The 19,733-nt window shown below is 64.5% G+C and carries 21 protein-coding genes; 6 read left to right on the forward strand and 15 right to left on the reverse strand.

The window, feature by feature from the left end; genetic code table 11:
• Window positions 1-2 precede the first annotated feature (2 nt).
• The 6 genes from AC2ITM_RS01320 to AC2ITM_RS01345 all read right to left on the reverse strand — a co-directional run bounded on the left by AC2ITM_RS01320 (window position 3) and on the right by AC2ITM_RS01345 (window position 5,627).
• Window positions 3-1,031, reverse strand: coding sequence for a tyrosine-type recombinase/integrase (locus tag AC2ITM_RS01320; protein WP_486468040.1), 1,029 nt, complete (start codon window positions 1,029-1,031; stop codon window positions 3-5).
• A gap of 180 nt (window positions 1,032-1,211) precedes the next feature.
• Window positions 1,212-1,427 carry a phage head-tail joining protein gene (locus tag AC2ITM_RS01325; RefSeq protein ID WP_486468041.1) on the reverse strand — a complete coding sequence of 72 codons (216 nt, stop codon included), beginning with the start codon at window positions 1,425-1,427 and terminating at the stop codon, window positions 1,212-1,214.
• Window positions 1,427-3,190, reverse strand: a complete 1,764-nt coding sequence (locus tag AC2ITM_RS01330; RefSeq protein WP_486468042.1) for a prohead protease/major capsid protein fusion protein — start codon at window positions 3,188-3,190, stop codon at window positions 1,427-1,429. Before AC2ITM_RS01330 ends, AC2ITM_RS01325 begins: the two co-directional genes overlap by 1 nt.
• The gene (locus tag AC2ITM_RS01335) at window positions 3,187-4,500 is read right to left on the reverse strand and encodes a phage portal protein (RefSeq protein WP_486468043.1); all 1,314 of its coding nucleotides are present in this window, start codon (window positions 4,498-4,500) and stop codon (window positions 3,187-3,189) included. Before AC2ITM_RS01335 ends, AC2ITM_RS01330 begins: the two co-directional genes overlap by 4 nt.
• A 5-nt stretch (window positions 4,501-4,505) precedes the next feature.
• A complete protein-coding gene (locus tag AC2ITM_RS01340) occupies window positions 4,506-5,090 on the reverse strand; it encodes a hypothetical protein (protein WP_486468044.1) in 585 nt (194 codons plus the stop codon).
• A gap of 165 nt (window positions 5,091-5,255) precedes the next feature.
• Window positions 5,256-5,627 carry a hypothetical protein gene (locus tag AC2ITM_RS01345; protein WP_486468045.1) on the reverse strand — a complete coding sequence of 124 codons (372 nt, stop codon included), beginning with the start codon at window positions 5,625-5,627 and terminating at the stop codon, window positions 5,256-5,258.
• Between the two features lie 141 nt (window positions 5,628-5,768).
• Here AC2ITM_RS01345 and AC2ITM_RS01350 point away from each other — a divergent pair, with 141 nt between their 5' ends.
• The 3 genes from AC2ITM_RS01350 (at window position 5,769) to AC2ITM_RS01360 (ending at window position 7,353) form a co-directional block, all read left to right on the forward strand.
• The gene (locus AC2ITM_RS01350) at window positions 5,769-6,053 is read left to right on the forward strand and encodes an Arc family DNA-binding protein (protein WP_486468046.1); all 285 of its coding nucleotides are present in this window, start codon (window positions 5,769-5,771) and stop codon (window positions 6,051-6,053) included.
• A 140-nt stretch (window positions 6,054-6,193) separates the two neighbouring features.
• Window positions 6,194-7,069 carry an ATP-binding protein gene (locus AC2ITM_RS01355; RefSeq protein WP_486468047.1) on the forward strand — a complete coding sequence of 292 codons (876 nt, stop codon included), beginning with the start codon at window positions 6,194-6,196 and terminating at the stop codon, window positions 7,067-7,069.
• Between the two features lie 68 nt (window positions 7,070-7,137).
• Entirely contained in the window at window positions 7,138-7,353 is a 216-nt protein-coding gene (locus tag AC2ITM_RS01360; protein WP_486469371.1) for an STAS-like domain-containing protein, read from the forward strand.
• Window positions 7,354-7,371: 18 nt separating this feature from the next.
• On the opposite strand, the gene AC2ITM_RS01365 is transcribed toward AC2ITM_RS01360, so the two are convergent.
• The 4 genes from AC2ITM_RS01365 to AC2ITM_RS01380 form a co-directional block, all read right to left on the reverse strand.
• On the reverse strand, window positions 7,372-9,144 hold the full coding sequence (locus AC2ITM_RS01365; RefSeq protein WP_486468048.1) for a phage terminase large subunit family protein: 1,773 nt from the start codon (window positions 9,142-9,144) through the stop codon (window positions 7,372-7,374).
• Between the two features lie 6 nt (window positions 9,145-9,150).
• Complete coding sequence (locus tag AC2ITM_RS01370; protein WP_486468049.1) at window positions 9,151-9,474, reverse strand: head-tail joining protein; 324 nt, start codon at window positions 9,472-9,474, stop codon at window positions 9,151-9,153.
• Window positions 9,467-9,958: a terminase small subunit gene (locus tag AC2ITM_RS01375; RefSeq protein WP_486468050.1), complete on the reverse strand. Its 492-nt coding sequence runs from the start codon at window positions 9,956-9,958 to the stop codon at window positions 9,467-9,469. The genes AC2ITM_RS01370 and AC2ITM_RS01375 overlap by 8 nt, the downstream gene beginning before the upstream one ends.
• Window positions 9,959-10,069: 111 nt before the next feature.
• Window positions 10,070-10,873: a hypothetical protein gene (locus tag AC2ITM_RS01380; protein WP_486468051.1), complete on the reverse strand. Its 804-nt coding sequence runs from the start codon at window positions 10,871-10,873 to the stop codon at window positions 10,070-10,072.
• 321 nt (window positions 10,874-11,194) lie between these two features.
• Here AC2ITM_RS01380 and AC2ITM_RS01385 point away from each other — a divergent pair, with 321 nt between their 5' ends.
• Window positions 11,195-12,349: a phosphoserine transaminase gene (locus tag AC2ITM_RS01385; RefSeq protein ID WP_486468052.1), complete on the forward strand. Its 1,155-nt coding sequence runs from the start codon at window positions 11,195-11,197 to the stop codon at window positions 12,347-12,349.
• Window positions 12,350-12,423: 74 nt separating this feature from the next.
• Entirely contained in the window at window positions 12,424-14,019 is a 1,596-nt protein-coding gene (gene serA / locus AC2ITM_RS01390; protein ID WP_486468053.1) for a phosphoglycerate dehydrogenase, read from the forward strand.
• A 61-nt stretch (window positions 14,020-14,080) separates the two neighbouring features.
• Here the strand turns inward: serA and AC2ITM_RS01395 are convergent, their stop codons facing one another.
• Window positions 14,081-14,452 (reverse strand): hypothetical protein, encoded by a 372-nt coding sequence (locus tag AC2ITM_RS01395; RefSeq protein ID WP_486468054.1) that lies wholly within the window; start codon window positions 14,450-14,452, stop codon window positions 14,081-14,083.
• 213 nt (window positions 14,453-14,665) lie between these two features.
• Between AC2ITM_RS01395 and AC2ITM_RS01400 the strand changes: the two genes are divergently transcribed.
• Window positions 14,666-15,421 (forward strand): metallophosphoesterase family protein, encoded by a 756-nt coding sequence (locus tag AC2ITM_RS01400; RefSeq protein ID WP_486468055.1) that lies wholly within the window; start codon window positions 14,666-14,668, stop codon window positions 15,419-15,421.
• Between the two features lie 130 nt (window positions 15,422-15,551).
• On the opposite strand, the gene AC2ITM_RS01405 is transcribed toward AC2ITM_RS01400, so the two are convergent.
• From AC2ITM_RS01405 to puuE, 4 genes are read right to left on the reverse strand one after another with little or no spacing between them, the layout of a single operon-like run.
• Window positions 15,552-16,907: a uracil-xanthine permease family protein gene (locus AC2ITM_RS01405; RefSeq protein ID WP_486468056.1), complete on the reverse strand. Its 1,356-nt coding sequence runs from the start codon at window positions 16,905-16,907 to the stop codon at window positions 15,552-15,554.
• A 51-nt stretch (window positions 16,908-16,958) separates the two neighbouring features.
• The gene (locus tag AC2ITM_RS01410; protein ID WP_486468057.1) at window positions 16,959-17,447 is read right to left on the reverse strand and encodes an ureidoglycolate lyase; all 489 of its coding nucleotides are present in this window, start codon (window positions 17,445-17,447) and stop codon (window positions 16,959-16,961) included.
• The gene (locus AC2ITM_RS01415) at window positions 17,447-18,268 is read right to left on the reverse strand and encodes a bifunctional allantoicase/(S)-ureidoglycine aminohydrolase (RefSeq protein WP_486468058.1); all 822 of its coding nucleotides are present in this window, start codon (window positions 18,266-18,268) and stop codon (window positions 17,447-17,449) included. Before AC2ITM_RS01415 ends, AC2ITM_RS01410 begins: the two co-directional genes overlap by 1 nt.
• On the reverse strand, window positions 18,265-19,680 hold the full coding sequence (puuE, locus tag AC2ITM_RS01420) for an allantoinase PuuE (protein WP_486468059.1): 1,416 nt from the start codon (window positions 19,678-19,680) through the stop codon (window positions 18,265-18,267). Before puuE ends, AC2ITM_RS01415 begins: the two co-directional genes overlap by 4 nt.
• Window positions 19,681-19,733 lie beyond the last annotated feature (53 nt).

The following is a 19,733-nucleotide window of genomic DNA, read 5'->3' on the forward strand; positions in this document are numbered from 1 at the left end:
GTTCATGCTTGATTTCTCCTTACATTTCCGTTGCTTGCGATTTTAGACTTTTGGTCTTGTGCCAATTCTGTGTCAAAAAGCAGATTTGTGACACTGGTGTCCTCCAGTGCGTGAGCATAGGTGCGCAGCACCGTTGCCGCATCCTTCCAGCCCCCGCGCTTGGCGATGGTCGCCACGTCCTGGCCCGCCCGCATCATCGACGTGGCAAAGCCATGACGGCAGCAATGCGGCGTCAGAGGCGCGATCTCGGCCCGCTCGATGACGTTGTTCCAGACCTTGGTCACAGAGCCGCGCTCGGCGTATTTGAACACTGCCTCATCGGCCTTGCGGTTGCTGGGGATGTTGGACAGGGCGGCCACCACGCGGGGCGGCATATGCGCCGTGCGCGACCAGGGGCGGGGCTTGTAGCCATACAGTTCCGCCGTCCCGGAGGTCAGGTCCACTTCGCCCCAGGTGAGCCGGATCGCCTCGCTGACGCGGGCTGCGGTGCCGTACATGAACAGGCAGAGGGCGGCGAGGTGCGGCAGGTCATCGGCCAGGGCCTGACGCTCGAACGCGCTGATCCACTCCAGAGAGGCCGGGGCCTTCTCCTGGGCTTCGTGGTCGAACTTGCGGATGCGGATCGGGCTGCACCAGCCCAGCTCTGCGGCGTAGTTGATGATCGCCTTGGTCGGCGTCAGCACCTGGCGGTTCCAGGTGGCGCCCGAGGCGTCAGGATAGAGCTTGCGGGCAGAGCGGCGGATGCCCTCTCCGGTGATCTCGCGAATGGGGGTGTCTTTCCAGTGGTCCTCGATCCGCTCCAGGAAGCGGGTGGGCTTTCCGGCCTGACGATAGGCGATGGAGGCTTGGGCGAGGGTCACGTTAGCTTCCGGTCCATCGAGATGACTGCGCCACGCGCGGGTTTCGGCTTCTGCCGCGATCCGCTGCGCGATGGCTTTGTCCTCAGTGCCCGTAGAGCTTCGTAGTCGCCGCCCGGCAACCGTTCCTCGGTAATGCCAGACCTTGCCGCGGCGATAGAGTTTGAGGGACATTTCATCGCCTCCTTCAGGGCTTCGACGTGTTCGGGGAAGAGGACGACTCTGCGCCCCAGTTTTGCATAGGCACCAATGGCGCGCACCTTGTCCCTGAGCGTCCGTTCCGAAACGCCAAGATGCCCCGCCAGATCGGCGGGGGTGACGTAATTGGGCAGGAGGTTCAGGGACGGATGCATTTCAGAAGCCTTTTCCGGTGGCAAAGCGGACCTTGGTGGGGCGGGTGCGGACGGCCTGACGGATGCGGGCCTCCAGGTCGCCAAGGGCGGCGGCCATTTCGGCATCGCTGCCGTAGCGCACCCGCTCGCCGTTGAACTGGATCTCGCGTGCGCCTTTTGCGCGCGCCCTGATCAGGGCGTCGCGCATGGTTTCCAGTTCTGCGGTGCCGATCGCCATCAGCCGACCCGGAACCAGCCGCGATGGTCGATCCAGCCGCTGCCGAAGTCGAGGCGCACCTTGATCTGCATCCCGTCCACCTCGAACCCGGCCTTGGTTTCGATCTGCGGGCCTGGTGCACCTTCAAGGTAGGCGTATTCCAGGCCGTCCACCTGGGCCGGATCGGCGGTGACGTACCATTGGGTCTTGTTCGTCAGGCGGGGTTCCACGATCAGCCCGAGGCGCGAGAACGGGTTGGTGTCCTCGGTGCGGGTGGCGCTGATCTCGGCCAGCAGCTGCTCGGCGGTGGTCTCCAGCTCGGGCGGCACGACGACGAAGCGCGGCGTCACGTTGATCAGCTGGCCGGACAGGCCGGTCTGCCGGCGCATCGCCAGACGGGCCGTGCTGAGGGCGGCGAAGGTCAGCGCCGTGGCGTCGGGGTTCTCGGCGTCATAGGCGGTGACGTTGCTGTGGCTGGCGTCGAAGACAGCCGCGCCGTCGCTCATCGCGGGGTTGCTGACGATCTTCTCGACCAGCTGCTGCGCCTCGAAGGCGGCAGAGGACGCGCCCAGAAGGGAGGGAACGCGGGTGAAGGCGCCCAGGTCATCGTTCACCATGGCCTGCCGGGAAATCGCGAAGATCTTCCCGAAGGTCTGGGCGCTGTAGCTCTCTGCCGATTCCTCGATGGTGCCATGGGTGAACTCGCCACCTTCCCCGACCCGTTCCAGCTGGGGGCCTTCGCCCATCATGATCGCGCTCTTGGCACGGAAGTCCCGGGCCGTGGTCTGGCGGGCCAGCTGGCGCACGCCCGAGGGGGTGGCGCCATAGGCACGGCGCAGCTCGCGGTGCACGGCATCGCCCAGGATCAGAGGAAAGTCCGAGGTCGAATGCAGGGCGCGGGTGATCAGGGTTTCGCCGCTCATGGCGGTGGTCGAGACGCCGCGCAGGTGCAGGACCTCGCGGGCGATCTCGCGGAAGCTCAGGCCAGCCCATTGGCGGGCGGCGGGGCTCAGTTCGTGGTCGTGGTGGGCGCGGGCGAACAGCGCTTCACCGGCCCGCTGCGCGATCACATCGGGGGCGTTGTTGTCGGTGATGATCTCGGTCCGGCTGCTGCGGGTCGTGGTCTCGGCGCTGCGGCGCTGCATTTCGGCAAAGGCCGAGGCGCGGGCGGCGTCGGGGGTCACTTCCGCGTCGATCTGCTGGTCGGCCCAGGAGCGGGTAAGGCCCGCCGTCTGGGCAATGCTGCGGATCTCGGCGTTCACCTGGGCGCGGGTCTGCGGCGCGGTGATGATCAGGTCTTCGGGGGCCATGCGGGATACTCCGTTGCGGAAGTGTGCCCCGGTGTCGGCCGGGACGGGGACGATGGAGACCTCAAGGGGCGTCCAGCGGGTTGCGGTGCGGATACGGGTCTTGCCGTCTCGCGTGTCCTGCCAGTCGGCCACGGTGTAGCCGATGGAGAGGCCGCGCAGAGTGCCGTCGCCGATATCGGCCAGCACGCCCTGGGCGGCGGTGTTGCTGCGGAAGCGGATGCGGACCCAGAGGCCCTCGGAGCGGACCTCGGCGGCCTCGACCACGCCCAGCTGGTCCTGGGTGGAGCCGGAGCGGTGCCCGTCCAGCACCGGCCCGCCGATCAGGCGCGACAGGTCCACGCCGCCCAGGTCCAGGCGTTCGATGAAGCCGGGGCGGGCAGCATCCGCGCCGGTCGAAACGATGGCCTCGACGGTGCGGGCCTCGGTGTTGACGGTGGTGGGGCGCGGAGAGGCCGCGCGCAGGTGGATCGTCATTGCTGGGCCTCTTGCGGCTGGCGGCCCGCGCTGCGGGCAATCTCTTCGTCCAGTTCCTCGATGTCGCGCCCGCGCCCGGCGACGACCTCCTCGCGGCTTTTCAGGCCCGCCTGAATGGCGGCAACATCGGCCTGCACCTCGTTCTGGGGATCGACCCATTGCCAGCCGGGGGCGACAAAACGCACGGCGCGGTAATCGGCCAGCTGGGCGGGATCAGAGGGGATCTCGCCAGCCAGGGCCTGAAGGTCGATCCAACGCTGCCAGAGCGGGCGCAGGAACATGCCCTCGATCAGGTGGCGTTGCAGCATTTCGGCGCGGCGGCGGAACTCCAGCAGGCCGACGCGAGCCGAGGAATAGTTCGCCTCGCCCAGATCGCCCGTCAGGGTTTCGAAGGTCAGGCCCACGCCCGCCGCGATCTCGCGGTCCTGGGCGCGCAGGAACTCGACCGCCTGGGCGAGGCCTTGGCCGGGTTGCGAAAACTTCACCTCGGCGCCCACCGGCAGGATGCGCATGGCGCCCGGTTCCAGCGAAACGTTCATGTCCAAGTTCTCTTCCTCGAACCCGCCGACGCCGCCGTTCAGATCCTGAATGAAGCCGGTCATCAGGGCCGAGACCTTCTCGCGCATCAACATGGCGTCCGAGGCTTCGTCCCGGTCGCGCATCTTCAGCAGCACCGGAGAGAGCCAGGAGAGGCCACGCACCTGCCCGGGAAACAGCGGGTCGAAGATATGCAGCATGTCGCTGGCCGGGACGCGGACGGTCTCGCCGGTCAGGGCAAAGACGCTGCCGGGCAGTTCGCGCAGGACATGGTAGGCGGTCACTTCGTCGTCGGCGTCGAACTCGATCCCGGCAACGATGCGAGAGCCGTTGCCCAGGTCGCGGGAAAGGGCAGGGTCGATCTGCTCGGTCGGGATGACCTTCAGGCGCGGGGCGCCGTCCCGCGAGACCAGGATCTGGACGAAGGCTTCGCCGTCGCGCACGAGGGAGCGGGCGATCATGGTCAGAACCTGATTCACCATTTGTTCAAAGCGCTCCGCCAGAGCGCGGCGCACGGTCGCTTCCGGGTGGCGGGAACGTGCCTGCCACCCTTTGCCGATCAGAGCGGCGGTCCATGCTTCCACGATCCGCTGCCCGTAGGGGGTGTTGAGGTAGAGGCCGGAGGCGCGGGCCTTCACAGCCCCGCGCGCGGCAAGCGTCTGTTGCTGAGGGGCCGTCACCAGCGAGGCCCCCTCCCAACGGCGCCCGCCGCTACCGGCTTCGATGCCGGAGCGGCGGAACACGCGGTTGAGAATGTCGAACGCGAACGCCATGCCGATTACTCGTCCTCGGGGATCATGCCGATGGCAATGCGGCGCTCGGTTTCGTGCTCTTTGAACCAGTCGGGGTATTGCGCCAGGTCCTGGGTCACGCTGGCGGGCCACTCTTCGCCCTCGGGCAGGCCAAAGTCCCTTGCCTCCTTCCAGACTTCCTCGGCCAGTTCCGTCACGCAGAACGCTTCGATGGAGCGCAGGATGGCGTCCGTGCCAAGCGAGGTAACGAAGTCGGCGGCCTTGGTTTTGAGGTCGATCCAGCGCCCGCCGATCACCTGGCGAAAATCCCATTCCTCCGGTGCGCTTTCCCAGTCGTAGCGGACCAGGGCGACGAACATGTCCTCGCCCGTGTAGGTGTAGGGGGTGAAGGGGCGCAGGGCGCTGACAGCGCGGCGGGCCAGCAGCCCTGCGCTGTCGTTGTCCATGCTCTTGGCGGCTTGCAGCATCAGGCGCAGCGCAACGGCGTTGTCGAGCGTGTAGTCGCTCCAGTTCCGATCCCTGATTTGGAAGGGCAGGTGCCCGCGCGCGGTGTGCGCTTCGAAGGTTTTGACGGTGCAGCCGGTGACCGCCAGGAGTGCTTTGCGTTTCATGAGAAGATCCCGAAAAAGCCCTTATGATGGGTGGACTATACGGAAATGAAAAAAGACCCGCAACATGTATGCACTCAAGATGGGTGCTAAATTTGCATTGACTGGTTAGGCTGGAAAGGCCGGGGCGCTAAGGTCCTGTTGCGCGGCGCCGGCCCTTTCAAATGCCTAGGCCAGGGCCTCCAGGGCATCGACCGCGTTGGTCAGTGCATCTTCGTATTCGCAGCAATCAAAGTGACCGTGCGAGTCGGCGAGCACCCATCTGATTTGCGAGATTGCGCCGCGTACCGTGGACGGGCGTGTGCGTGCGATCTGCTGCTCAAGCGCAATGAGCCGGTCTGTCATGGCTTTGCCTTCCGGGTCTTCATCCCCGCCGTCATGAGCGTTGAACGCGTCTCTGGTGGCGCGCCAGTCGGTCAGCCAGTGTGGGTGGAGGTCGTGCGGCGCGGCTCTCAGAGCGCTTGGCGCTGCTGCGGCGCTGGTCAGGGCAGGGAGGGCTTTCAGAAGGGCCCGGCGGTTCATATATTGGCTTTCAGCCATGGGGCGATCTCCTTTTCAGATCGGTTCATGTCAGGGCCGGGACGGTGTTGGCGCACCGCCCGGCCCGTTCTACCTAGTTTGAACTGATTGCTGGCTCATAGCCATTATTGTGTCAATGAGAAAACATGGCTCTATGCCATCATGGAATCGCGCAAGCCTCAGTCTCAAGACAAGTTCATCCTTCGCATGCCCGAAGGGATGAGGGATCGTATCAAGCGTGTGGCGGCTGCCAGTGGGCGCTCGATGAACGCGGAGATTGTTCTGCGTCTCGAGCGCAGCATGGAGGCCGAAGCTGAGATTGCTGCGCAGTTGGGGCGAGGAGGCGACCAGGGAGCAACGGATCCAGTGGCCTCACTCAGTGAGCAAATAGCGCGTATGCAAGTCTTGTGTGCGAGGCTCGAACAGTTGCTGTCGGAGCGCACGTAAGTAGTTTTGCAGGTTCCCTGATTTGTAGCGTGTGCAAATCCTCGGCCGGGGGTATTTGCGGTCCGTATCGGTCCTGTACGGCTTCTCATGTGTTAATTTTGGCGTATTGTGGTGTTGCTTCTTTGCGCTGCGAGATTGACATGGCACCAATATATTTACCGAAATTGCTTGATGCGCCGAACCTCCTGATGTGCTTGGGGGCGGCCCTTGATCTAAACAATCTTCCTGAGCAAATATGCTTTGATTTCAGTGTGGTTCAGTTCTGTAAGCCGTCTGGCGTGGTGCTGCTGCATAACCTTACGAAGTATTTGAATCGCCGGGGGTGCAAGGTCTTCTATTCCGGTATTGAAAACCCAACTAAACCTTTGATGTTCCTTGATAGTATAGGTTTCTTCGAGGATCAGCTGGGGCGGAAGTTGTGGGAAGCTTCACGATTGAAGTCTACGACCTGTCGATTGATTGAGGTTCAGCACTCATACTGTCACGGTTGGGTCCACCAAGAATTTATTCCGTGGATGTCGAGCTGTTCCGGTAGACCTGCTGGCGCGCTGGCTGAGTTGAAGACCTGCATCAGTGAGGTGTTTAATAATATTCAGGATCATGCTGGCTTTGATGTCGGGAGTATTTTTGCTCAGTGGTATCCGAACTTGGAAGTTTTGGAGTTTTCCATTGGGGATTTCGGATGTGGCATCCCAAGCAACGTAGCACGAGTAGAGGCCGGGCTGCACCCTAGCGATGCCATCGGGCGAGCTTTTCAGCGTGGCTTCACGACGGGGCGTCCGAACAACCGTGGCGAGGGGCTCGACTTCCTTAGGCAGAATGTTACCGAAAATTTTGGTGGAAAACTGGAAGTTTTTTCTGGTGGAGGGTATATCGCGTGCGATTCGGATGGAAAAATTCAGCCATTTAACGTATGGTATGGAAACTCAGGTTATACTGGGACGTTGATAAACGTGAAGATGCCGACCAACTTGATCGACAACTCAGAACCGCAGCTTGAGGAAGAAATATGGTGATTGTTGTTCGGGACGTGCTGCCTGCTTGCGACACCAACGCACAGGGCGATTTTCTTCTGGAACTCATCATGGGTGCGCATCGGAGCGGCGGGAGGGTGATCCTAGACTTTTCCGGTGTTTCAAATGCAACTAGTTCGTTTGTGAACTCATCATTTGTTGCGTTGCTACAGCGTTGGAGTCTCGGGGAGATCAAGCAGAGAGTTTCTGTGGTTAAGGTGCACCCGCAAATTGCGTCGATGATACGGAGCCGCTTGGAGTATGAGACCCACGAGAGGGTTGCGTAAGTCTTCTATATTTCGTTGCTACCTCATCCATCTGGAGCGAAGGTTTACTATGCTGCGAGGCGTTGTTTTGATGGCTCCGCTTAGTGTTATGCGTCTGTTTGGCCAATCAGGATGGATGATTTGGCGAGCTGAGATTGCATAGACTAAGCAGTCGAGCGCTTCCGCTCGTTTCCCCGCTATGCGCTCGAAGCTTCGAACCGGTTGCCCACGCCTGTAGCGAACAACCGAGCGCTCCGAGGTTAGTTGTTCGTGCCAGACGCGGGGGAGCTCCTTAGACAGTCGGATTGTGCTGCCGTGGCTTAGACGGCTGAAAATCTGCCCCTTCGCGGTATCCACGCCGACGATCCACAGACGCGCGCCTGCCTTCGTTTTCGATCCAGCACGCTCGATCAAAGGGCGGTTACCCGCCGCGCCCTTGATCGCTATGATCCTTCTTTTGGTCCTCGGTACAGCGAAGGCCGTCACTCGGTTCATGGTCGTGCCGTCCCCGGCATCCACGGCGCAAGCGTCGATGCCGATCCGTCCGCCCAGGGCGTGGGGGAAGGTCTCGCGCAGCTGCATGTCTAGGGCGGCCCAGGTCTCGTCATCATCCCAGTCTCCCCAGATGACGCGGTGCCCTAGGACGAAGGCGTGCCCGTTCTCGGCCCACCCCACGAAGGTCAGTTCCAAGCGGTCGTGTTGCACGTCGCAGCCGACCGTGAGGGCCAGTACCTCCTCGGGAAGGCCGGAGAGGCCCCAATTTTCGCATCTGGTGGCCAAGTCGTCTTCGGACAGCTCTTCCCCCTCGCCGCGCCAACCTTGCCCCAGGATCGTGTTTACGAAGGTCTGGAGCGTGGTCGGGTCGTCCTTCGCGCCAATGAACTCCTCGGCCAGCTTCGACCAGGAGGCGTTCGCGTGGAGGCTGACCAGCGCATTCAGTCGGAAGCCCGCGTGGCCCTTCACCTCGGGTCGGGTTGCCCGCCATTGGCCCTGGGCCACCATGGCGGCCTTGTGGCGTTCCGAAATCTCGTCCCGGCAGTGGGGGCATTGCCACCGTGCGGTGTCGGGTGTCTCGTCCCAGATGATCTGATCCCAGAGGATCTCGGAGAAGGTGCCGCAGCTAGGGCAGGGCACCTCGAAGACGCGGGCGTCGGACTGGGCATAGGCGCGCAAGACGTGGCTGGTTTCGTCATGCACGGGCGTGCTGCCCAGGACGATCTTGCGGTCCGGGAAAGACAGGGTGCGGCGCTCGGCCAGCAGGATCGGGGAGCCTTCGGCGGTCGCGTCCATGCCGTCCGCCTCGTCGATGAAGAGGACGCGGACGTTGTGGCGCCGCAGGTTCCGGGGCGATTTGGCAGCAACCACCTTCAGCGACCCACCGGGGAAGCGGCGCGACAGCAGGGTGTTTCGTTCGCTTTCCTCGCGATCCTCGCCCAAGGCGCTGGCAACGCTGGGCGAGGCCGAGAAGATCGGTTCCACGTCGCTGACCATGTAGTCCCGGCAGTCGGCCTCGGCGGGCAGCAGGCAGAGGATGGGCGAGGGTTCGTTCGCCACGAAGGAGGCGACGGCAGAGGTCAGCAGCGTGGTGAAGCCGACGCGCACGGGCTTCACCAGGGTCACGCGCTCTAGGGCGGGGTCGCCAATGGCGTCCGCGATATCGCGCTGGAAGGGCCAGAGGCGCACGGGGCCGGGCTGGGCGCTGACGCCTTCGGGCAGGGCGATGTGCTCCTCGATCCAGCTGGACAGGCGCAGGCGCGGCGGCGGGATCAGGGCGCGCAGGGCGTTGCGGCGGATGGTTTCGATGGTTGCCATGGGGCCTCAGTCTTCAAAAAGTTCGCATATCAGGAAGCTGTCTGTCGCGGGGGAGCCTGACGGCCATACGTTTTGCACGGTGTAGGTCTTGCCGTCCCAGGGCTGGATCTGATCGCCGCGCGCCAGCTCCGGCGCGAGAGAGGCCGGGACGCTCCAGGTCGGGCGCAGCACCAGGACATCATGCCCGTCCTGGCCAATGGCCTGCACCGGGCTGAGGCGGAAAATCGACTGCACGCTGCGGGGATTGCCACCGGCAGGCAGGTAAGTCACCAGGGCGCCGAACTGGTCATTCAGCAGCAGCCCCATGCCTTCGAAGAGGGCGTTAGCCATTGTCGCCTCCAAGCTCCGTCAGGGCGTCTCTCAGCTCACGGTCGATCTGGTCGACCTCGAACGCGGAGAGGGTCAGGGTTTGCCGCACGCGGGGCGTCACGGCGAGGATGCGGGCGCGCACCTGGCGCAGAACGTCTGTCCAGGCGCGCTCGACCGCGCTGGCCTCCACGACCTCGCCGCGCAGTCTGGCGTTCTTCAGCGCCTGGGCGTCGGCCTGCTCTTTCGCGAGGCGGGCGCGTTCGGTGGTCAGCTGGGCGGCCTGATCCTCGGTGCCCCAGCCCGCCGCGACGCCGCGCAGGTGGCGCACATAGGCCGTGACGGTGGCCTCCAGGTCGTAGGCGTCATGCCCGAGGTGCACGGCGATGCCGCGTTTCTTCAGATCGGCCAGGGCGCCGGAGGACAGGTCCAGCAGGACGCAGAGATCGCGCCCGCCGATGCGGTGCGCGGGTTCTCCGTCCAACGGAAGTTCGGAAAAAATCCTCATGATTTCTTACCCCCTAGGCGTTTTCTCAGCGGCTGACACGTCGGGGTGCGAATTACCCCCATAGGGGACACCCCCAGGGAGGACCCGCGACGGGCTTGGGAAAGCAGGCGATCACTGGGCGGCAAGGCGCGACGCCTCCATGTCCAGGAGCGCACGGAAGAACCAAAGCGCCTGCCGTTTCTTGGCCTCACTGTCGGGCGCGTTGGTCCAAGGGAGATACCAGTAGGCATTGCCCTTCTCGGACGTGGTGCGCAACGCAAAGTTGTGAAGCTCGGGGAGGCCGTGATCTTGGAGCCAGCGTCCCCAGTCCGACAGAGCCGCCCGATAGGCTTTCACTTCGACCGCTTTCAAACCGGCGAACGGATTGCCTTCAAACCTCGTGTCTCGGAAGGCGCGCAAAATCGCGTCCTTTTGTTCCTTTGATTGTTCTATATAGGAAGGCTCACTGGTGACCCCTTTTAGCGGAAAATTTGACCCCTTTTGTTTGGGGTAAAGGCTCACTGGTGACCCCTTTTCGGCAGGGGTGCGGATCTCCTGAGACCCCCTTTCCTGGGGTGCCGTCTGGACCGTCTTCGGGGTCTCCTGCCGGGCGGTGCGGGGCTTCCGGGTAGACTTGAAGGGTACAATCTTAGCGGGAGCGGCCAGGGTGTAGGTGGTCACGTTCCCCCGGCCTCGGCCCTCGGTGCGGCGCAGCCAGCCGGTCATCACCAGGACGCGGACAGCCCGTTTCACGCTCGCCATGGAGACGCCCAGGAACTCGCACAGGGTCTGCATGGCGGGGTTCAGCTGGCCGGTCTCGTCATTGGCAAACTGAGTCGCCAGGGCGGATGCCACAAGGCGCGTGGAGGCGGTCAGGCTGCGTTGCTGGAGGACGGCCTTCTGCCACTCGAATCGGTTCAGGCATGCCTTAGTCATGACGCACCTCCCGGGTTGCCGAGGGGCGTGCGCTCGGGCTATGGTCGAGGGACTTAAGACGGGTTTCCCGTGATGCTTTGATGCCGGATGCAGTTGCCGCTGCTCCGGCATTTTTCTTTGCCTTTTTCAGGAAATCGCAGCTGATCCGTGTGTCAGATTTGTGCCAATCGGGCGTGAAAGTTCCCGCCATGTTCCGCGCGTCGTCGTGACGATCTGCGCGGCTCTGCGCGAAATTCCTTGCGTTTTTACTGGGGGTTCCGTAAAGGCGTCCTCGGGACACCCTTCCCCAACGAAGGGCGTATATCTGTAAGGATACCAGAAATGGCTATCGAAGCTCCGGCAACGCGCCCGGCAAATCCGCGTTTCTCCTCTGGCCCCTGCGCCAAGATCCCCTCCTTCACGATCGACATGCTTGCTGATGCGCCCCTGGGCCGCAGCCACCGTGCCGCTGTCGGCAAGGAAAAGCTGAAAGCCGCGATCGAAGAGACGCGCGATCTGCTGGGCATCCCCGCCGACTACCGCATCGGCATCGTTCCCGCATCCGATACCGGCGCCGTCGAAATGGCGATGTGGTCGCTGCTGGGCGCCCGCAAGGCCACCATGGTTGCCTGGGAATCCTTCGGGTCCGGCTGGGTCACCGATGCCGTCAAGCAGCTGAAGATCGACGCCGAAGTGAAGACTGCCGACTACGGCCAGATCATCGACTTCGCCGATGTCGACTTCAACACCGATGTCGTCTTCACCTGGAACGGCACCACCTCGGGCGTGCGCGTGCCGAACGGCGACAAGATCCCCGCCGACCGTGAAGGCCTGACCATCTGCGACGCGACCTCGGCCGCCTTCGCGCAGGACCTGCCTTGGGACAAGCTGGATGTCGTGACCTTCTCCTGGCAGAAGGTGATGGGCGGCGAAGCGGCCCATGGCATGCTGATCCTGTCCCCCCGCGCCGTCGAACGCCTTGAGACCTACACCCCCGCCTGGCCGATGCCGAAGATCTTCCGCATGACCAAGGGCGGCAAGCTGATCGAGGGCATCTTCAAGGGCGAAACCATCAACACCCCCTCCATGCTGGCGGTCGAGGATTACCTTGTCGCCCTGGCCTGGGGTCGTTCGGTGGGTGGCTTTGCCGGCCTGCAGGCCCGCGCCAATGCCAATGCCCAACTGATCTGGGACTTCTGCGAGGCCCATGACTGGATCGCCAACCTGGCCGAAGATCCCGCCACGCGCTCCAATACCTCGGTCTGCCTGAAGTTCACGGACGACCGCATCAAGGACGGTGCCGCCTTCGCCAAGGCCGTTGCAAAACGCCTTGAAAAAGAGGGCGTTGCCCTGGACGTGGGCGCCTATCGCGACGCGCCTGCCGGTCTGCGCATCTGGTGCGGTGCCACGGTGGAATCCTCGGACATCGAGGCCCTTCTGCCCTGGATCGCCTATGCCTTCGAGGCCGAGATCGCCGCGCAGACCGAAGCGGCCTGATCCCTTCTTCCTGATCTGAAAAGGGGTGCCCTGCGGGGCGCCCCCGGACCAACTGTATCCGAAGGAGCCCAGACATGGCCCCCAAAGTCCTCATTTCCGACGAACTGTCCGACGCCGCCGTCCAGATCTTCCGCGACCGCGGGATCGAGGTGGATTTCCAGCCCAAGCTGGGCAAGGACAAGGAAAAGCTGGCCGAGATCATCGGCAATTACGACGGTCTGGCGATCCGTTCCGCCACCAAGGTGACCGCCGCCCTGCTGGAAAAGGCGACCAACCTGAAGGTTGTCGGCCGCGCCGGGATCGGTGTCGACAACGTCGACCGTGAAGCCGCGTCCAAGAAGGGCGTGATCGTCATGAACACGCCGTTCGGCAACATGATCACGACCGCGGAACACGCGATCGCCATGATGTTCGCCGTCGCCCGCCAGATCCCCGAGGCCTCGGCCTCGACCCATGCCGGCAAATGGGAAAAGTCCAAGTTCATGGGCGTCGAGCTGACCGGCAAGACCCTGGGCGTGATCGGCGCCGGCAACATCGGCGGCATCGTGTGCAACCGTGCGCAGGGCCTGAAGATGAAGGTCGTGGCCTACGATCCCTTCCTGGGCGAAGAAAAAGCCAAGAAGATGGGCGTCGAGAAGGTCGACCTGGACGAGCTGCTGTCGCGCGCCGACTTCATCACCCTGCACGTGCCGCTGACCGAGCAGACCAAGAACATCCTCTCGGCCGAGAACCTGGCGAAAACCAAGCCCGGCGTCCGCATCATCAACTGCGCCCGCGGTGGCCTGGTTGACGAAGCGGCCCTGGCCGAGCTGCTGAAATCCGGCCATGTCGCAGGCGCCGCCTTCGACGTGTTCTCGGAAGAGCCCGCCAAGGAAAACGTCCTGTTCGGCCTGCCGAACGTGGTCTGCACCCCGCACCTGGGCGCCGCCACCACCGAGGCGCAGGAAAACGTCGCCCTGCAGGTCGCCGAGCAGATGTCGAACTACCTGCTGGACGGCGCCGTGGAAAACGCGCTGAACATGCCCTCGATGTCCGCCGAGGAAGCCAAGGTCATGGGCCCCTGGGTGGCGCTGGCCGGCCATATCGGCAACTTCATCGGCCAGCTGACCGACGAGCCGATCGAGGCGATCAACATCCTGTACGACGGCACCGCAGCCGGCATGAACCTGGCGGCGCTGAACTGCTCGGTGATCGCGGGCATCCTGAAGAAAGCCAACCCGGATGTGAACCTGGTGTCCGCACCGGTCGTCGCCAAGGAACGTGGCATCCAGATCTCGACCACCAGCCAGGAGAAATCCGGCACCTTCGACGGCTACATCAAGGTGACGATCTCCACGCCCGAGCGTGAACGCTCCTGCGCGGGCACGGTGTTCTCGGATGGCAAGCCGCGCTTCATCCAGATCAAGGGCATCAACATCGACGCCGAAGTGGGCGACCACATGCTCTACACCACCAACAACGACGTGCCGGGCATCATCGGGACCCTGGGTGGCGTGCTGGGCAAGCATGGCATGAACATCGCCAACTTCACCCTGGGCCGCGCCGGTGCCGGTGGCCAGGCGATCGCCATCGCCTACCTGGACGAGAAGGCCAAGCCCGAAGCCCTGGCCGAACTGCGCGAAACCGATCTGTTCACCCAGATCCGTCCGCTGGAATTCACCCTGGCCTGAGGCCCGGGACACATTTCCGAATGGCAGCGGGCCGCCCGAAAGGGCGGCCCGTTCGCATGTCTCAGCGGGCCCGGCCGCGGGTCAGCACCACGAAGGCGAAGATCAGCATCGATAGGATCGTCAGCACCGATCCGATCTTGGCCAGCGCCTCGCCCTGACCGGTGACGGCCAGCGCGATGCCCGGCACGATGGTGACCACCCCCAGCAGCGCCACCCCCAGGTGGATCTTCGGCAGCAGCCCCTCGGCGGCCTTCGGGACCAGATGGTAGAAGGTGCCGAACAGCGCCAGCGTGACCCAGCCCAGCAGGTTCAGGTGCGCATGGGCGGCGACCATCTGGTGGTCGTGCGATGCCGACATGTGAATCCCCCAGGCCATGCCCAGCAGGGCACAGATCGTGGCGGCGGCGAAAAAGATGTACGAAATGCCTTTCATGGCTGACCCCCCTTGTCCGTCATGGGATGTGCCTTTGTGGCCACCCCTTCCTCCATAGGTTGATATTACGCAAGGTCAGAACTTTGACCATGTGGATTATCACGCGGGCGACACATCTTGCCATCACAGGGCAGGGGCGGGTTCGCGGCGGCGGCACTGGCCTTCGCCGGACATCCGTGGTGATCTTGCCGCGTCACAGGAGGGGACTTGCCCATGACGATCTACGCAATCGGCGACATCCACGGCCAGCTTGGCATGTTGCAGGCGGCCCTGGCCCGCATCCATGCCGACGGTGCCGGTCCCCGCGACGAGGTCATCTTCCTTGGTGATCTGGTCGATCGCGGCCCCCAGGCCCGCGAGGTCCTCGACCTGCTGATCGCCGGCCGCGCCCAGGGCCGCAACTGGACCATCCTGCGCGGCAATCACGACGAGATGTTCCGCGCCGCCCTCGACGAGGGCCAGCTGCACCACCCCGCGATCAAGAGCGGCCGGTCCTGGTTCGATCCCGCACTCGGCGGCCCTGAAACGCTGAAAAGCTACGGCGTTGACATGTCCGAGGGCCGCAGCATCGCCGAGATCCTCTCGGATGCGCGGGCCCGCGTCCCCGACGCCCACCGCAGCTTCCTGCGCGAGACGCCGCTCTGGGCCGAGCGCGAGGAGCTGCTGTTCGTCCATGCGGGCCTGCGCCCGGGCCTGCCGCTGGAACGCCAGGTGATCGCCGATCTGACCTGGATCCGCGATCCCTTCTACGCCGTCACCGATCCCTTCCCCTGGCTGATCGTGCATGGCCACACCATCGTCGATGCCCCCCGCCATTTCGGCAACCGCATCGACATCGACACCGGCGCCGGCGCCCAGAAGGCGCCCCGCTACCTGACGGTCGCAGCCTTCGAGGGCAGGGATTGCTTCATCGTCACCGATGCCGGCCGCACCCCCCTTCTGCCGCAGCCGGCGACCGAGCCCGCCTGACGCGCCGTTCCCTGTCATCTGGCCATAAATACTCCCGCCGGAGGCAAAAGGCGCGGCCTTGGCCGCGCCTTTTTCATTTCGCCTTCGGCGAGCATATTTGGGGAAAGATGAAAGACCTTTCCGTGGGGCCTCAGTCCAGGTCTTCGGGCAGCAGCAGGTTCAGGGCCACCGACAGGGCGGCGGCGGGCAGCAGGCCCGAGGTCAGCAGGATCTTCGCCATCGAGGGCAGGTGTTGCAGCGCCGTGGGCTCCAGTTGCAGGCCAAAGCCCAGCGACAGGGATACCGCAAAGATCACCATGTTGCGGCGGTTCCAGGTGACTTCCGACAGCATGTTGATCCCGGCCGAGGCGACCATGCCGAACATCACGATTACCGCGCCGCCCAGCACGTTGGTGGGCACGGTGGCGACGATGGCGCCGAATTTCGGCACCAGCCCGCAGATGATCAGGAAGACCGCGCCGATGGTCACCACATGGCGGCTCATGACGCCGGTCATCGACACCAGCCCGACGTTCTGGCTGAACGAGGTGTTGGGCAGGCCGCCGAAGATGCCCGCGACCGCCGTGCCGAGGCCATCGGCAAAGGTCGCGCCCGAGATCTCTCGGTCGGTGGCCTCGCGGCCGGCGCCGCCCTTGGTGATGCCCGAGGTGTCGCCCACCGTCTCGATGGCCGAGACGACAGCCATGAAGCACATGCCGGCGATGATCGCGGGATCGAAGGCAAAACCCCAGCGGAACGGCGTCGGCAGGTCGAAATAGCCCGCCCGCCCGACATTGGCAAAGCTGACCTGGCCCATCATCAGCGCCACCGCATAGCCCGCCAGCAGCCCGATCAGCACCGCCGAGACCGACAACATGCCGCGGGCGAAGAACGACAGTGCCAGCGCCACCACCACCACGACCAGCGCCGGGATCCACATGGCAAGCGAGCCGAACTCGGGCTTGCCCATCAGCGGCACGCCGCCGGCGGCGTACTGGATGCCGGTCTTCAGCAGCGCCAGGCCGATCATCAGCACGATCAACCCCGTCACCAGCGGCGGCAGGGCATTGCGGATGTGCCCGATGATGAAGCCCAGGCAGAAGTGGAAGCAGCCGCCAAGCGCGATGCCGGTCATCAACGCGGCCATCCCTTCGGGGCCCTTGCCCGCAACCGCCGGGATCATGATCGGCAGGAAGGCAAAGGACGTGCCCTGCACGATCGGCAGCCTGGCCCCCACGGGGCCGAAGGTGATGGTCTGGAACAGCGTCGCGATCCCGGCGAACAGCATCGCCATCTGGATCATGTAGGTCATGTCCGGAAAGCCCAATGCCCCCTGGTCCGAGCCATAGCCGAAGCCCGCGGCCCCCGCGATGATGATCGACGGCGTGATGTTCGAGGCGAACATCGCCAGCACGTGCTGGATCCCCAGCGGGACGGCATCGACGATGGGCGGCAGGTAGTCGGGATCGCGCAGCTGCTCTGGCGTCCCCAGTCTGGCATGGGCCATGTGTGTTCCCCGGTCTGTTTCCGAACGCGCCCCTCTTTCACGGGGGCGTGATCAGAGCGTGACGGAAAACGGCTCGGGCAGGAAGTGTTCGACCAGGTTGGGGGTGGTCCCGATGCGGTCGATGACCGCAAACAGCCCCGGTTCTGCCAACGGGGTAAGCACCCCGTGCCAGGTATCGCGCAGAAAGTTCACCCCCTGGCCGGGCTGGCACAGGAAGGCGCGTGGCGTGCCGGGGGTGCCCTCCGCATCGGGGGCGACGATCACCATCCAGGGGGCATCCGACATCGGGATGAAGGCCTGGGACCCCTCGGGGTGGCGTTCCAGCAGGTCGCAGGCATAGGGCAGATCGCGCGGCTTTGCCCGGAAAACCGAGATCCCCGCGCGCCCTTCAGGGCCGAAATCCAGCCGGGCGCGGTCGTGGTAGCGCTCGCACAGGCCCGCGTTGATCAGCTTGTCGTAGCTTTCCGTCACCTCCAGCACGTCACCGAAGGGGGCGAAGGCCTCGGCGGTCAGGGGCTCGGCCCGGATCGTCAGGGCCATTACAGAACCAGCCCCGGGTGCCGGTTCACGTCCTTGTAGAGGAGGTAGCGGAAGGGTTCGTCGCCGATCTGCTCGCAGGCCTGGGGGCAGAAGGCGCGCAGCCACATGAAATCGCCCGGGCCCACATCGACCCAGTCGGTGTTCAGCAGGTAGCGGGCGCGGCCCTGCAGCACGTAAAGGCCGTGCTCCATGATATGGGTTTCCGCGAAGGGGATGCGGCCGCCCTTCAGGAAAGTGACGATGTTGACATGCATGTCGTGGCGCAGGTCCGACGGATCGGCAAAGCGGGTCGTGGCCCAGGCGCCGTTGGTGTCGGGCATGGCATTCGGGGCGACCGCATCGTCATGGGTGACGAAGGCCTCGGGGGCGGGGATGCCGGGGGCGGGTTCGTAGCGCTTGCGGATCCAGTGGAAGGTCGTCGTCGCCCCGCTGGTATTGGCGAGCGACCACTTGGCGCCCGGCGGCAGGAAGGCATAGCCGCCCGGGGTCAGCGCGTGGTCCGTGCCATCGAGCGTCAGCGTCAGCGTGCCGTCGACCACGAAGAGGACGCCCTCGGCCCCCGCATCGGGTTCGGGGGTGGTGGTGCCGCCGCCGGGGGCGACCTCGACGATCAGCTGGGCAAAGGTTTCGGCAAAGCCCGACAGCGGCCGGGCGATGATCCAGGCGCGGGTCCTGTCCCAGCCGGGCAGCAGCGAGGTCACGATGTCCGACATGCAGGCCGCCGGGATCACCGCATAGGCGGTGGTAAAGCGCGCCGGGTCGTAATGGCGTTCGTGTTGTGCGGGCAGGCCGCCGCGGGGCGTGTAGTAGCTGCGGGTCACGGCAGCAGGTCCTTCAGTCGGTGATAGGCAATGCGCTCTACCTGCTGGCAGGCGGCCTTGAATTCGGTGTCGCGGTCATGGGAAAGGCGCGTCTTCATCGCCTCCATGATCGAGGCCTTGGTATTCTCCTTCACGGCGATGATGAAGGGGAAACCGAACTTTTCCGTGTAGCGGGCATTGTGCCCTTCGAAGAAGGTACGCTCGGCATCGGTCAGCGCATCAAGGCCGGCGCTGGCCTGTTCGGCGGTGCTTTCGGCGGTCAGGCGTTTCGCGGCGGCCAGTTTCCCGGCCAGGTCCGGGTGCGCGGTCAGCACGGCCAGGCGTTCATCGGGCGAGGCACGGCGGAAGGCGCGGGCGAGGGCCGTCCAGACGCCGACGGCGCTGTCATGGGCCGGGCCCAGCTCCAGCTTCCAGGCGCGCTTGGCGATCCAGGGGGAATGTTCGAAGATGCCGCCGAAGGTCTCTACGAAGGTCTTCTTGTCCATCTGGCTGGGGATCAGGGCGGGTTCGACGGGCGGATGGGTGGCGGCCCAGTGATCGGCGATGTCGATGCGGCGCGGGCACCAGACGCCATCGAACTGCGCGATGTAATCGAGGAACTTCTGCAGCCCCGCCATCCGGCCCGGGCGGCCCAGCAGCCGGCAGTGCATCCCGATCGAGAACATCTTGGGGCTGCCGGCCTGGCCTTCGGCATAAAGCACGTCGAAGGCGGCCTTGAGGTATTCATAGAACTCGTCCGTGCCGCCGAAGGTGGCGGGCCCGGCAAAGCGCATGTCGTTGGTGTCCATCGTGTAGGGGATGACCAGCGTGCGGTGGCCGTCGAAGGTCCCCCAGTAGGGCAGGTCGTCGTCGATCGTGTCGGAGACCCATTTCATGCCCAGCTCGGCGGCCAGTTTCACCGTGTTCATGGAACAGCGCCCGGTGTACCAGCCCTGGGGTTTTTCGCCGGTCAGCTCCTCATGCAGGGCGATGGCCTCCTGCATGACGGCGCGTTCCTCGGCTTCGGGCATGTCCTTGTGCTCGACCCATTTCTTGCCGTGCGAGGCGATTTCCCAACCGGCCTGCTGCATCGCCCAGACCTGTTCGGGGCTGCGCGCCATGGCATCGGTGACGCCATAGACCGTCAGGGGAATGTTGCGCGAGGTGAACAGCCGGTGCAGCCGCCAGAAGCCGGCGCGGGCGCCGTATTCATAGACCGATTCCATGTTCCAGTGGCGCTTGCCCTCCCACGGGGTGGCGCCGATGACCTCGGAGAGGAAGGCCTCGGAGGCGGTGTCGCCGTGCAGGATGTTGTTTTCACCGCCCTCTTCGTAGTTCAGCACGAAGGAGACCGCGATCTTTGCACCGCCCGGCCATTGCGCGTCCGGGGGCGTGGGGCCGTATCCGATCAGGTTGCGCGGGTAGCGGTTCATGTGCTTTGACTCCTGCAAGATGGGCCCGGGCAGTGTCAGCCGGTCCGAAAGCG

The organism is Pseudooceanicola sp. NS-SX9, assembly GCF_057380705.1.